Genomic DNA, 13,592 nt, shown 5'->3' with positions numbered 1-13,592 from the left:
AGGAACAACGTTCCTTTATAGTCTGGTAATGATGGCGAAGAGGCCACACCCGTTCCCATTCCGAACACGGAAGTTAAGCTCTTCAGCGCCGATGGTAGTTGGGGGTCTCCCCCTGTGAGAGTAGGACATTGCCAGGCAACAAGAAAAAAAAGATCAGCTGCATAGCTGGTCTTTTTTTGTGGCTTTTTTTAGAAGTTGAGCAGTAAACGTGGTACCCTTAGGGGTATTTTGTGCCTGAAAATAGCTCCCAGACGGGAATAAGGGGTCTCTAGACGGGATTATGCAGGGTCTGGACGGGAATAACGTGATCTCAGACGGGAATATGTGAAGACCAGACGGGATTAATGGCTGAAATAGCAGAAAAATAGATAAAATACCCCCCGGAGAAACTTATTCATCAGGTCTTCCTAAAAAGTGTATCTAAAGAAATAGATCTAAAGATTAGCGACCCATTTTCAAAAACCCTTAAAACAATGATGCCCCATGGGGTATTTTGGAGCTAAAAATAGTACCCAAACGGGAATACGTGAAGACCAGACGGGATTAATGAACGGAACAGAATAGCCCCCATGATATATCCAGAAGTCAGCATGTTTGAATGAAGACCTCCCTAAAATCATTTCAAAAACCCATCTTATTTTAGAATAGGCTTGTATCCCAAATCGTGCCTAAACGACGTACATCTAAATGACCTTGTTAACTAAAAATTCCCCCGCCCCGCTGCCTATCACACTGAAATGCTGTTTAACCATTGCAGTACAAGAAAAGGTATTTTCTCCTGACTAATCTGGACATATTGTACGATCGACGGGTAGTCATCAGTGGGTACTGTCTTTTGTAACTCGTACCACCATTCTGTTTCATAGCGGCAAATCATGCTTAGGTTATATAAAATGAGGTAATGATTTAAGAGTTCAGGAAAAAGGTAGCATGGTGAAAGTTTATTTAGTGAAAGCATGTACGTATTTTCGATAAGGTTAAAATGGATAGGAGAATGTTGGTTCACAGTAAATGGTTCTTCGGTTACTAAGGTAAGTTTAGATTTATCCTGTTTAACATCCATTCTTAATTTTATTTTTGCTGTTAGGAAGTCACCTAACCGAGCACTTGTCATTTGAAAGTTATCTAGAAGAGAAAGAGGAAGTTCAAAGTGATTTTTTGTTTCCGATAATTTTTCAAATGTTTTTTTTGATTGAATGTGCTGCATCTCAGGGATTTCTCGGAGTAACTGCTCCATGGAGAATTTTTCATGTTCTAATTGTTTCATGTGAAACATTTTCCATGACATATGTGAGAACAAACCATTTTTTTGAGTCTTCACTTCATCTTGTAGAAAAGAATATTGTTGTTTCTTCCGTTTTCGGGTTGTAACCCCATGGGCTAATACTGAGGTGTTGTCTGGATAGTCGGGGTCAATGGTAAGCAGACAAGCCTTTATTAATTGCAGGCAACCGTAAAATAATAAGATGGGTTGTATGGATAAAGGAGCATTTCTTGCTTGGGTAAAGTAGGTTTGACCATGCTCTAAATAATAGATAAAAGGATAACAGTTATCATAGCTCTTTGTTTCTATATTTATAATCGAAAGCTTTTGATAGCATTTTTGTAAATATTGTTGAGTAGATGTGGAAGAATAGTATCGAGTAAAATCGTTCCAAATATTAAGATTAATCAAAAATAGGAACCCCTTTCTAATTAGCGGAAAAATCAGACATTTTAATAACTCCTTGACAGTATATTGTCCAATTGATAACCTACAAATAATATTTTTTTAGCAGGAGGGGAAAAAGATGTGGGAAACTAAGTTTGTAAAAGAAGGTTTAACGTTCGATGATGTATTATTAATCCCAGCAAAATCTGAGGTACTACCCAATGAGGTGAATCTGCGGGTAACATTAGCAGAAAATCTTAGATTAAATTTGCCAATTATCAGTGCAGGGATGGATACCGTTACAGAAGCTGAAATGGCTATTGCTATGGCAAGACAGGGCGGGCTCGGAATCATCCATAAAAATATGTCGATCGAAGCACAAGCTGAACAGGTAGATAAAGTAAAACGTTCAGAAAGCGGCGTCATTACCGATCCCTTTTTCCTAACCCCAGAGCATCAAGTTTTTGATGCAGAGCATTTAATGGGTAAATACCGTATTTCTGGTGTTCCAATCGTTAACAATGAAACAGAGCGAAAATTGGTCGGAATAATTACAAACCGTGATTTGCGCTTTATCTCTGATTTTTCCCTCCAGATTTCTGAAGTCATGACAGCAGAGGATCTGGTAACTGCTCCTGTTGGAACAAACTTAAAACAAGCTGAAAAAATTCTTCAAAAATATAAAATTGAAAAATTGCCGTTGGTTAATGAGTCGGGTGTATTAAAAGGACTTATTACGATTAAGGATATAGAGAAAGTGCTGGAATTTCCTAACTCCGCAAAAGATAAACAAGGCCGTTTATTAGCTGGAGCTGCCGTGGGCGTGACTAAAGATACATTGAAGCGTGTGGAGATGCTAGTGATGGCACAGGTAGATGTTGTTGTTATTGATACTGCACATGGTCACTCTAGGGGCGTTCAAGATGCTATAAAAGAAATGCGTGCGAGCTTCCCGGAATTAACCATTATTGCTGGAAATGTAGCTACAGGAGCAGCAACAAGAGCCTTAATTGAAGCTGGTGCTGACATTGTTAAGGTCGGAATCGGACCTGGTTCAATTTGCACCACACGGGTGGTTGCTGGTGTTGGTGTTCCACAGATTACGGCTATCTATGATTGTGCGACTGAAGCACGGAAGCTTGGAAAAACCATTATAGCTGATGGCGGTATCAAGTACTCAGGAGATATCGTGAAGGCACTTGCAGCCGGAGGACATGCCGTTATGCTTGGCAGTATGCTTGCTGGGACTACGGAAAGCCCAGGGGATACAGAAATATTCCAAGGACGTCGCTTTAAGGTTTATCGTGGTATGGGTTCTGTTGCTGCAATGGAAAATGGTTCAAAGGACCGTTATTTCCAAGAAGATAATAAGAAATTCGTCCCTGAAGGTATTGAAGGCAGGTTACCATATAAAGGACCTTTGGCAGATACAGTCTACCAATTAGTCGGTGGTATTCGTTCTGGTATGGGATATTGTGGGTCAGCTGATCTTCACACACTACGTGAGCAGGCACAATTCATCAGAATGACTGGAGCTGGGTTACGTGAAAGTCATCCACATGATGTACAGATTACAAAAGAAGCTCCAAATTACTCTTTATAATTAAGAAATTGAAAAATAAAACCTTGTTTATTAGATGAATAAAAAGCCAGGCAGAGGGGAAAGATACTCTGTCTTTTTTTATTATTTTTTTTGTGATAAACTAGACAACGTGTGATTCAAATAACGGAGAGGCTCTTCGTAACATATAGAAGCTATGAAAGTTGGAGGTAAAAAAATTGAAAAAAATCAGCCAGATAACATTGGTTTTTACAATGTTACTAGTTCTCGTTGCATCGCAATTCACCTACAGTCCTCTTAAAGCAGCGGCTGAAGACAATACACTTGGATTAAAGGCCGAAGCAGCTATTATCCTTGATGGAAAAAGTGGAAAGATTCTCTATGAAAAAAATGCTGAAAAAGTATTGGGGATCGCTTCAATGTCTAAAATGATGACTGAGTACATCATTATGGAAGCTATTGAAGATAAAAAAATCAAATGGGACGATACAGTAAAGATTAACGAATATATACATAATCTTTCTAAGTCTCCCAACTTATCGAATGTGGGTTTAACACAAGGTGAGGATTACACAGTTAAAGAGCTATACAGTGCAATGGCAATTTATTCTGGTAATGCAGCAACTGTAGCGTTAGCTGAGTTAATCTCAGGAAGCGAAAAGAATTTTGTTAAGCTTATGAATAAAAAAGCGAATGAAATAGGGTTGAAAAACTATAAGTTTGTTAACTCAAGTGGATTAAATAATTCTGATTTACTAGGAAATCAGCCTGCTGGTGATGATAATGAGGAAAACGTGATGACGGCTAGAGACACAGCAACACTTGCATACCGTCTGATCACTGATTATCCGGAAGTTCTAGATTTTTCAAAGGTTTCTAAATTAGAATTCCGCGACGGAAAAGAATATCCTAATTTTAACTGGATGCTTCCAGGGCTAATTTACGAGTATAAAGGTGTAGATGGTTTAAAAACAGGTTCAACTGACTTTGCTGGTTACGGTCATACGGCTACTGCAATTCGGGACGGGCAGCGCTATATTACTGTTGTGATGAAATCAACATCTAAAAATGAACGTTTTGAAGATAGCATAAAATTGATGGACTATGCATTCAATAACTTTGGAACAGAAAAAATTGTACCCGCTGACTATCAGGTGAAAGGGAAAGAAAAATTACCTGTAGCGAAAGGGAAAGAAGATACCGTCAAAATTCAATCTGAGAAAGCGATCGAGCTCAACATTGAAAAAGGACAAAAGAGTAACTACGCACCAAAGCTTGTCATTGATAAGGATAAGCTGAATGAAGATGGCGAATTATCAGCTCCTATTAAAAAAGGCGATAAGATTGGGTATCTAACTGTAGACTCTAAAGAAGATTCAGATTATGGATTTATCGATAAAAAAGGGGCTAACACTGTTCAAGTAGACGTGGTTGCTGCTGAATCGGTTGAAAAGGCTAACTGGTTTGTATTATCCATGCGTGCAGTTGGAGGATTCTTCGGCGATGTTTGGGACAGTGCTTCCTCAACCGTTAAAGGTTGGTTTTAATTCTTCACGTAATGACGAATAAAAGGGTTGCAACTTGCAAATAATTATAGTACATTATGGAAAACAAATTGATAAAATGAAAACGTTGATAGGAACTAGTAATAGGTGTTTTTTCTAAAGAGAGCCGATGGTTGGTGTGAATCGGTGTAAGGCACTTATGAATCCCTCCTTGAGCAAAGTATGGAACGCCTTAAAAAGGTTAGTAATTACTTTCGGCTTTAGCCGTTATCTTTATAAGTGGAAAGTTTATTTATTATACTTTCAACTAGGGTGGCAACGCGGGTTAACTCTCGTCCCTTTTCAGGGGACGGGAGTTTTTTGCGTTCATTTTAAAAATTTGAGTTACTAATAGGAGGAATACTAGATGTTAGATTTAAAATATTTACGTAATAACTTTGAACAAGTTAAGCATTCATTACAGCATCGCGGCGAGGATTTGACTGATCTGGGTCGTTTTGAAGAGTTAGATGTCAAACGCCGTACATTGATTGCTGAAACGGAGAAATTAAAGAGTCGTCGTAATGAAGTATCACAGCAGGTTGCTGTATTAAAACGCGAAAAACAGGATGCAGATCATTTAATTGTCGAAATGAGACAAGTTGGCGATCAAATTAAGAGTTTCGATGAAGAGCTTCGCAGTGTGGAAGAAGATTTAGATAAGCTGTTAATGTCTATTCCTAATATTCCTCATGAAAGTGTGCCTGTTGGAGAAACAGAAGATGATAATGTCGAAATTCGCAAATGGGGAGAGGTCCCTGCTTTTGAATTTGAACCAAAGCCTCACTGGGATGTTGCGACTGAACTTGGAATTCTTGACTTTGAAAGAGCTGCAAAAGTAACGGGCAGTCGTTTTGTTTTTTATAAAGGCCTAGGGGCAAGACTTGAGCGTGCCTTAATTAATTTCATGATTGATTTGCATGTTGAAGAACATGGTTATGAGGAAATGCTTCCACCGTATATGGTAAACCGCGCAAGTATGACAGGGACAGGACAGCTTCCAAAATTCGAAGAAGATGCCTTCCGCATTGAAAGTGAAGATTACTTCTTAATTCCAACAGCAGAAGTTCCGGTAACTAATTTCCATCGTGATGAAATTTTAAGTGCAGACAGCTTACCTATCAGCTATGCAGCCTATAGCGCCAGCTTCCGTTCTGAAGCAGGGTCTGCGGGTCGTGATACGCGTGGGTTAATCCGTCAGCACCAATTTAATAAAGTGGAGCTTGTGAAATTTGTTAAACCTGAAGATTCTTATGAGGCACTTGAACAATTGACGGGACATGCAGAAAAGGTGCTTCAGCTTCTAGATCTTCCGTATCGTGTCTTGAGAATGTGTACGGCTGATCTTGGGTTTACTGCGGCGATGAAGTACGATATTGAAGTGTGGATTCCAAGCTATGAAACATATCGTGAAATCTCTTCTTGTAGTAACTTTGAAGCTTTCCAAGCAAGACGGGCTAATATTCGCTTCCGTCGTGATCCAAAGGGGAAACCGGAGCATGTGCATACGTTAAATGGTTCTGGACTGGCGATTGGACGGACTGTAGCCGCTATCCTTGAGAACTATCAACAAGCAGATGGCAGTGTGAAAGTTCCTGAGGTTCTTGTTCCATATATGCGTGGAGCAAAAGTAATTAAAGGATAAGTGGAAGAGAGGGGATTCCCCTTCTCTTTTATTTATAAATGGGCAAGAACAAGATTAGGCAGGTTTTTTCGTTTGAAAAAGTATTTTAAAAAAACTTTAAAAAGGTTATTGACTTTCGTTTTAAATACCTGTAATATATAAAATGTTGATACGGAGGAATACCCAAGTCCGGCTGAAGGGATCGGTCTTGAAAACCGACAGGGGTGTCAAAACCCGCGGGGGTTCGAATCCCCCTTCCTCCTCCATACTTATTAAAAACCACAGCGCATAAATTGGATATCGTGAAACCTGTTGCAGAAATGTGGCAGGTTTTTTTAATTTTATTTTTTCAATATAAAAAAAGCACACCTTTATATGAGGTGTGCTTTTTACGTTATATTCTTCTTAACCTTTTTGTTTGATCCATATAAGAGGCAATGCGCTCGACAATCGGCTCAATCGAACCCTCGCTGCTTACTAGATCGTAATCATTTATATTCAACCGTAATACGGGACATGCGTTGAATTGATTAATCCATTCTTCGTAGCGTTGATGCATTTCTGTCCAGTAAGCAATAGGAGTAGTTTGTTCCATTGGACGACCACGGTCTTTAATACGGCTTAGGATGTCGTCTAGTGAACCTTCTAAATAAATCACTAAGTCTGGATGAGGGAAGTAGGGTGTTAATACCATAGCATCAAACAAACTTGTATAGGTTTCATAGTCGGTTGGGTTCATCGTCCCTTTTTCATAATGCATTTTAGCAAAAATACCGGTGTCTTCATAAATGGAACGATCTTGAATAAATCCGCCGCCATACTCAAAGATTCTCTTCTGTTCCTTAAAGCGTTCTGCTAAAAAATAAATTTGCAGATGAAAGCTCCAGCGGTCAAAGTCATCATAGAACTTATCAAGATAAGGATTTGTGTCGACTTTTTCGAATGAGGTTCTAAATTGTAAAGCATTTGCTAAAGCGTTTGTCATGGTTGATTTACCGACGCCTACTGTGCCAGCAATCGTAATGACAGAGTTAGCGGGAATATCATATTTTTTCCGAAGGTTCATGAGTAAAAACTCCTTTGTGAAGTGCAAATTCAATTTGAGTTACAATTGCCTCTAAATCATCCTTATTCTCAACGAAATCCATTAGGTCGCCATTAAAGCGCAGTACCGGAATATCCGGATGCTGTTTTTCGAAAGTTTCCATAAAGGTTTTATAATCCAGGGATAATTGTTCTAGATAGAGGGGGCTAATGTTTTTTTCGAAATCCCTGCCTCTTTTACCAATACGGTTAAATAAGGTTTCCAGACTTGCATCAAGATAGATCACCATATTTGGCTTGGGCATGTCTTTCGTTAAAATAGTAAAGATCTCTAAGTATTTATCATATTGTTGGTCCTTCAGGGTTCTTTGGGCGAAGATAAGATTTTTGAAGATATGGTAATCGGCTACTACGGATTTCTCTTGAGCTAGATATTTAGCTTGAATATCTTCCAGCTGCTTATAGCGATTACAAAGGAAAAACATTTCTGTTTGAAAGCTCCACTCTTCGATATTATTATAAAATTTTCCGAGAAAAGGATTTTCGTCAACAATTTCCTTTAACAATGAAAATTGAAAATGGTTAGAGAGTGCTTTTGCAAGAGATGTCTTCCCCACACCAATTGGGCCCTCAACGGTAATAAACGGTGTGCTTTTCATTGGATTGTTCCTCCTCCAAAAAAACAACCTGCAAAGCAGATAGGTTCTTGGTTAATTTTTCACATCATAATGGTCAATCAGATATGCCATGAATTATTGTATCATAGACGTTTGACCTAGGCTTAAAAATTAATACAATATACGACAAAAAAAGCTAGGGAAAAATCGCCGTAGCTTGATTGATTATTCATCTAGGTAGGTTGGGTTGGTGAAATATCCGCTTTTAAGACATGTTTCATCATAAGTAAAGCGTATTCGTTATCTTGAGGAGACGCCGAAGCCAAACAATTCTGTGGTACTGAAAGTGTATATTCCCGCATATAGGCATCGTTAGCCGTAAATAACACGCATATATTACCGGCTATCCCTGTTATCGTTAAGTGTGTCACGTTTAGGTGGTGAAGCAGCGTATTTAATGCTGTACCATAAAAAGCTGAATACTTTGGTTTAATTAAAAAAAAATCATCCTTATCAGGAGATATCTTATCAATGATTGCCTTGTTTTTTTCATTTCGGCAGGTTTTTATAATTTTTTGGAAATCTGCCTGCCATAAATTATAATGATCATTAACATAGATAATAGGATCGTTATTATGTCTAAACTGCTGCTTAATCTGTAGTATGGGTTTAATAATAGATGTTGTATGTTGAAGAAGCAGAGAGCCATGGGGAAAGGCAAAATCATTTATTATATCTATAATCAGCAATGCACGTTTTGGCCGGTTGGTCATGCGGTAAGCCTCCTAAGTATGGGTGTATAGTACAGGAGTAAAATATAATGATAAAAGGTAGTGTGGCTCATTGTCCCTTCCTTTACTCGGTCAGTTGCAGGAGGATATTACTAATGGACGATATATACTTTATGAAGCAAGCAATAGAAGAAGCAATGAAAGCAAAGGAATTAAATGAGGTACCAATTGGAGCTGTTATTGAAATAGGCGGAGAAGTTATTTCTAGAGGTCATAATTTACGAGAAACAGACCATAATGCAATCGCACATGCTGAACTGCTGGCGATTGATCGTGCTTGTCAGCGTCTGGGGACATGGAGATTAGAGGATGCTACGCTCTACGTGACATTAGAACCGTGTCCAATGTGTGCAGGAGCCATTATTCAGTCGCGGGTGAAACGAGTTGTCTTTGGAGCTCATGATCCAAAGGCAGGCTGCGCGGGTACCTTTATGAATTTATTACAAGATGAACGCTTTAATCATCAAAGTGAAGTAGAAAGTGGAATTCTTGGAGATGAGTGTGGACGCATACTGACAGATTTTTTCAGGGCTCTTCGTGAACGAAAGAAAACAGAAAAGGCTCTGAGAAAGGCAGGAGGCATTTCTAATATAAATGGTAATCAATAAGGTTTGCTTTTTTTAGGTTTGCTTAGTATAATTATATTTGCCGTGCTAGACGGGGAGGTAGCGGTGCCCTGTACTCGCAATCCGCTCCAGCGAGGTTGAATTCCTTCTCGAGGTTCGTATGCTGTAGGGTCTGCCTTAAGTAAGTGGCGTTGAAGCCTGGGTCCTGCGCAATGAGAATCCATGAACCATGTCAGATCCGGAAGGAAGCAGCATTAAGTGGAAACTCTCATGTGCCGCAGGGTCGCCTGGGCAGAGCTAACTGCTTAAGTAACGCTTATGGCTGCAAATCGACAGAAGGTGCACGGTATTACATAATTCATTCACTCATCCTGTTGGATGAGTTTTTTTATATCCTGCGATGATGGTTTTATTCAAGAAAACAGTACGTTATAATAAATATAGATGAAGAAAATGAAGGAGGAGTATCCGTGGGGTACCAAGCATTATACCGCGTATGGCGGCCGCAACAATTTATTGATGTCGTCGGCCAAGAACATGTAACAACAACCTTGCAAAATGCTCTTATGCAGCAAAAAGTGTCCCACGCCTACCTATTTTCTGGACCACGTGGAACGGGTAAAACAAGTGCAGCAAAAATTTTAGCGAAAGCTGTTAACTGTGAACAGGCACCAACGAGTGAACCATGTAATAAATGTGCAGCCTGTTTAGGTATTACGGATGGATCCATTTCCGATGTAATAGAAATTGATGCTGCCTCTAATAATGGTGTCGAAGAAATACGAGATATACGAGATAAAGTGAAATATACACCGAATGCGGTTACCTATAAAGTATATATCATTGATGAAGTGCACATGCTTTCACAAGGAGCGTTTAATGCATTATTAAAAACGCTAGAAGAGCCTCCAAAGCACGTAATTTTTATCCTTGCTACCACTGAACCGCATAAAATTCCTCTGACAATCATTTCCCGCTGTCAGCGCTTCGATTTTAAACGGATTCAACCTCAGGATATTGTCGGAAGAATGTCGCAGATTATAGCTGAAACAGGCACTTCTGTTAATGAACAGGCACTGCATCTTATTGCTAGAGCTGCAGAAGGTGGAATGCGTGATGCGTTAAGTCTGCTTGATCAAGCAATTTCCTTTAGTTCAGATGAAGTAACGGTGGAAGATGCCTTGACTGTAACCGGATCTGTATCACAAGCATTTCTTGGAAGACTTGCAAAGGCGATTTATGAAAAGGATGTTGCGGAGGCCTTGCAGGTTCTAGATGAACTATTATCAATGGGGAAAGACCCAACCCGATTCATTGAAGATATGATTTTCTTTTTCCGTGATTTACTTCTTTATCAAATGGCCCCAGGACTTGCGGGTTCATTTGACCGGGTACTGATTGATCCAGAATTTGAAAACTTAGTTAAGACTATAAATTCAGATCAAATCTACGTCATCATCGAGAGTTTTAACAAAACACAGCAAGAAATGAAATGGACCAATCATCCGCGGATTTTTCTTGAAGTGTCTTTGGTGAAGTTATGTCATCGTGAACAGGCAGCTGAGGTTTCTGGTACTCATATTGAACAATTGCAGCATAAAGTGGAGGACCTGGAAAGACAGCTTCAAGAGTTAAAAGAAAAAGGTCTTACAGCAGTGCCTGCGGCAGCTCAACCGACACAGCAAAAAACGCAACGGATAAACAAAAAGTCCTATAAAGCGCCAGTAGGAAAAATTCATCTTATTTTAAGAGAAGCTACAAAACCTGATCTAAATAGAGTTAAAAGTAAGTGGGGAGAAGTGCTTGAACAGTTAGGTGTTCAAAATCTAAAATCCCTTGCTGCTTTATTTAATGAAGCGGAACCTGTTGCTGCTTCTTCAACTGCTTTTGTGTTAAAATTTAAATATGATATACATTGTCAGATGACAATGGAAAATTCTCGTTTCCTTGAAGCGATTGCCTCCATTATGCAACAAGTGACCGGCCATCGATTAGAACTAGCAGGGGTACCTGAAAGTCAATGGGCGCAAATTCGTGAGGAGTTTATCTCCACGCAGCAAATGGATGGTACATCGGAAGTGGAAACGAAAGAAGAAGATCCTTTTATAGCAGAAGCCCGAAAATTAGTCGGTGACGATTTGCTGGAAATTAAAGATTAATAACGGAGGTTATGACAATGGGTATGCGTGGCGGAATGGGTAATATGCAAAATATGATGAAGCAAATGCAAAAAATGCAAAAACAAATGGCTGAGGCTCAAGAAGAGCTTGGCGAAAAGAAAATTGAAGGATCAGCTGGCGGCGGAATGGTAACCGTTGTTGTTACCGGACATAAGGAAATTGTTGAAGTAAACATTAAGCCTGAAGTTGTTGATCCAGAAGATATCGAAATGCTGCAGGACCTAGTGTTAGCTGCGACAAATGATGCGTTGAAAAATGCAGACGAGCTAACAAACAAAACGATGGGTCAATTCACTAAAGGGATGAATCTTCCTGGCGGTATGTTTTAAAGATTTGAATCACTGCGCCCGGCCATTTCTGAATGATGTGGCCGGGCATCTGTGTCTTATCAGACTTCAAGTGGTACAAAATTATTATCTGCATGTATGAATGAAAAGGCGTTTTTTATATATTAGGAGGAATTCTTCATGCATTATCCTGAACCAATCTCAAAGCTTATCGACAGTTTTATGAAATTACCTGGTATCGGTCCTAAAACAGCTGCTCGTCTTGCTTTTTTTATTTTAGGTATGAAGGAAGATACTGTTTTGGATTTTGCAAAGGCTTTGATTAATGCAAAACGTAATTTGTCTTATTGCTCAATTTGCGGACATATAACAGATCAAGATCCCTGCTACATCTGTGAAGATAAGCGGCGGGATCGAACTATAATCTGTGTCATTCAAGATCCAAAGGATGTAATTGCACTTGAAAAAATGAGGGAATATAACGGTTTATATCACGTTCTTCATGGTAGTATTTCGCCTATGGATGGGATAGGACCAGAAGATATTAATATCCCTGATTTATTAAAACGTCTTCAGGATGAGACTGTACAAGAAGTGGTCATCGCAACGAACCCTAATATAGAAGGGGAAGCTACAGCTATGTATATCTCAAGATTATTGAAGCCGTCAGGAATTAAAGTAACAAGAATTGCACATGGTCTGCCTATGGGCGGCGATCTCGAATACGCTGACGAAGTGACCCTGTCTAAGGCTTTAGAGGGTAGAAGAGAAATATAAGGTACAAAGGGGGAATAATGTTTGTTCTTTCGACGAAAAGGTTGGCTTCGGAATGAGTATGACCAAAAACTAATCGAGCAACTAGAACTATTAAAGAAAGAGTGGCTGTATCAAAAGTCTATGCTGGAAAAAAGCGTAGATCCCTCACAAGACGCCATTCTGCAGACTAAGCTGGCAGAGATAAAGTATTTCTATCTGTTTAAAGAAGCCAAACAAAGAAGAGTTAGCCTTCGGAGATGATATGACGACATTATTTTGCTTGCAGGTTCTTGAAGATTGAGTTTATACATACCTTACTAGTACAAGCTAAGTAAGGAGTGATGTCTTTGCAGCCAATTGTTTTTGTTGCGGTTATCGCCAGTATCATTTTTCTTCTATTAATTGTAGGTACACCGGTAAAGTCTATTCGCTTCATCGGTCAAGGGTTAATAAAAGTCATTATTGGCGCAGTTTTTTTATTCTTTTTAAATGCTTTAGGGAATCAGGCTGGAATTCATGTTCCAATTAACCTGACTACGTCGGTAATTGCGGGAATTTTAGGAATTCCTGGAGTGGCTGCTCTAGCAGCCATAGATCTATGGGTATTGTAAGCAGGGGGAGTGACCCCTGTTTTTTTATTGCCCAAGTATAAGAGAAAGATATTTATAGATAACATAATATTATTTAAAAATAGGGATTGACCAAATTAGTAATGAATGATAGTATAGTGGATGTCGTCAAAAAGACTATTAATTATTCGAAGAGCTGAAAAAAACATTTGAAAAAAGTGTTTGACAGTAAAAAGAATAAATGATATACTAATAAAGTTGTTTCGGAAGAAGCGGCGAAATAATTGCTCTTTGAAAACTGAACAAAACAAAGCGTCAACGTTTTAAAGAAGTGAGTACACACTATAAAAACAACCGAGCAAGTCAAACATTCTACGGAGAGTTTGATCCTGGCTCAGGATG

13 protein-coding genes, 1 tRNA gene, 1 rRNA gene, 1 other RNA gene and 1 other annotated feature are annotated in these 13,592 nt (G+C 39.1%); of the genes, 12 read left to right on the top strand and 4 right to left on the bottom strand.

The genetic code is table 11. The annotated features are described in order from the left end of the window. The first annotated feature begins 21 nt into the window (after positions 1-21). Positions 22-137, top strand: a 5S ribosomal RNA gene (rrf, locus tag AC52RT_RS07635). 590 nt (positions 138-727) lie between these two features. Here the strand turns inward: rrf and AC52RT_RS07630 are convergent. Beyond that, positions 728-1,675, bottom strand: a complete 948-nt coding sequence (locus AC52RT_RS07630) for a YaaC family protein (RefSeq protein ID WP_495540185.1) — start codon at positions 1,673-1,675, stop codon at positions 728-730. Between the two features lie 115 nt (positions 1,676-1,790). On the opposite strand from AC52RT_RS07630, the gene guaB reads away from it, so the two are divergent. The 4 genes from guaB (at position 1,791) to AC52RT_RS07610 (ending at position 6,646) form a co-directional block, all read left to right on the top strand. After that, complete coding sequence (guaB, locus tag AC52RT_RS07625; RefSeq protein ID WP_495540184.1) at positions 1,791-3,254, top strand: IMP dehydrogenase; 1,464 nt, start codon at positions 1,791-1,793, stop codon at positions 3,252-3,254. Positions 3,255-3,430: 176 nt separating this feature from the next. After that, positions 3,431-4,759 (top strand): D-alanyl-D-alanine carboxypeptidase family protein, encoded by a 1,329-nt coding sequence (locus AC52RT_RS07620; protein ID WP_495540183.1) that lies wholly within the window; start codon positions 3,431-3,433, stop codon positions 4,757-4,759. 76 nt (positions 4,760-4,835) lie between these two features. Next, positions 4,836-5,060, top strand: a binding site (T-box leader). A gap of 63 nt (positions 5,061-5,123) precedes the next feature. Further along, the gene (serS, locus tag AC52RT_RS07615; protein ID WP_495540182.1) at positions 5,124-6,401 is read left to right on the top strand and encodes a serine--tRNA ligase; all 1,278 of its coding nucleotides are present in this window, start codon (positions 5,124-5,126) and stop codon (positions 6,399-6,401) included. A 152-nt stretch (positions 6,402-6,553) separates the two neighbouring features. Beyond that, positions 6,554-6,646: transfer RNA gene (locus AC52RT_RS07610), tRNA-Ser, on the top strand. Between the two features lie 128 nt (positions 6,647-6,774). Here AC52RT_RS07610 and AC52RT_RS07605 read toward each other — a convergent pair. The 3 genes from AC52RT_RS07605 to AC52RT_RS07595 form a co-directional block, all read right to left on the bottom strand. Beyond that, the gene (locus AC52RT_RS07605) at positions 6,775-7,446 is read right to left on the bottom strand and encodes a deoxynucleoside kinase (RefSeq protein WP_495540181.1); all 672 of its coding nucleotides are present in this window, start codon (positions 7,444-7,446) and stop codon (positions 6,775-6,777) included. Then, entirely contained in the window at positions 7,424-8,083 is a 660-nt protein-coding gene (locus AC52RT_RS07600; RefSeq protein WP_340847521.1) for a deoxynucleoside kinase, read from the bottom strand. Before AC52RT_RS07600 ends, AC52RT_RS07605 begins: the two co-directional genes overlap by 23 nt. Before the next feature lie 191 nt (positions 8,084-8,274). Further along, positions 8,275-8,814, bottom strand: coding sequence for a cysteine hydrolase family protein (locus AC52RT_RS07595; protein ID WP_495540180.1), 540 nt, complete (start codon positions 8,812-8,814; stop codon positions 8,275-8,277). A 113-nt stretch (positions 8,815-8,927) separates the two neighbouring features. Between AC52RT_RS07595 and tadA the strand changes: the two genes are divergently transcribed. The 7 genes from tadA (at position 8,928) to AC52RT_RS07560 (ending at position 13,232) form a co-directional block, all read left to right on the top strand. Further along, entirely contained in the window at positions 8,928-9,440 is a 513-nt protein-coding gene (gene tadA, locus AC52RT_RS07590; RefSeq protein ID WP_495540179.1) for a tRNA adenosine(34) deaminase TadA, read from the top strand. 40 nt (positions 9,441-9,480) lie between these two features. Continuing rightward, positions 9,481-9,745: signal recognition particle sRNA large type (gene ffs, locus AC52RT_RS07585), an RNA gene on the top strand. A 123-nt stretch (positions 9,746-9,868) separates the two neighbouring features. After that, positions 9,869-11,557 (top strand): DNA polymerase III subunit gamma/tau, encoded by a 1,689-nt coding sequence (dnaX, locus tag AC52RT_RS07580; RefSeq protein ID WP_495540178.1) that lies wholly within the window; start codon positions 9,869-9,871, stop codon positions 11,555-11,557. A 23-nt stretch (positions 11,558-11,580) separates the two neighbouring features. Next, positions 11,581-11,907 carry a YbaB/EbfC family nucleoid-associated protein gene (locus tag AC52RT_RS07575; protein WP_040374051.1) on the top strand — a complete coding sequence of 109 codons (327 nt, stop codon included), beginning with the start codon at positions 11,581-11,583 and terminating at the stop codon, positions 11,905-11,907. A 138-nt stretch (positions 11,908-12,045) separates the two neighbouring features. Beyond that, positions 12,046-12,642, top strand: coding sequence for a recombination mediator RecR (gene recR, locus AC52RT_RS07570; protein ID WP_495540177.1), 597 nt, complete (start codon positions 12,046-12,048; stop codon positions 12,640-12,642). Positions 12,643-12,663: 21 nt separating this feature from the next. After that, complete coding sequence (locus tag AC52RT_RS07565; protein ID WP_340847528.1) at positions 12,664-12,882, top strand: YaaL family protein; 219 nt, start codon at positions 12,664-12,666, stop codon at positions 12,880-12,882. 80 nt (positions 12,883-12,962) lie between these two features. Continuing rightward, positions 12,963-13,232, top strand: a complete 270-nt coding sequence (locus AC52RT_RS07560) for a pro-sigmaK processing inhibitor BofA family protein (protein WP_495540176.1) — start codon at positions 12,963-12,965, stop codon at positions 13,230-13,232. The last annotated feature ends 360 nt before the right edge of the window (positions 13,233-13,592 follow it).

It is taken from the genome of Peribacillus sp. (genome assembly GCF_059453735.1).
The sequence above is the reverse complement of the archived record's forward strand: the minus strand, read 5'-3'. Positions and strand labels throughout refer to the sequence as shown.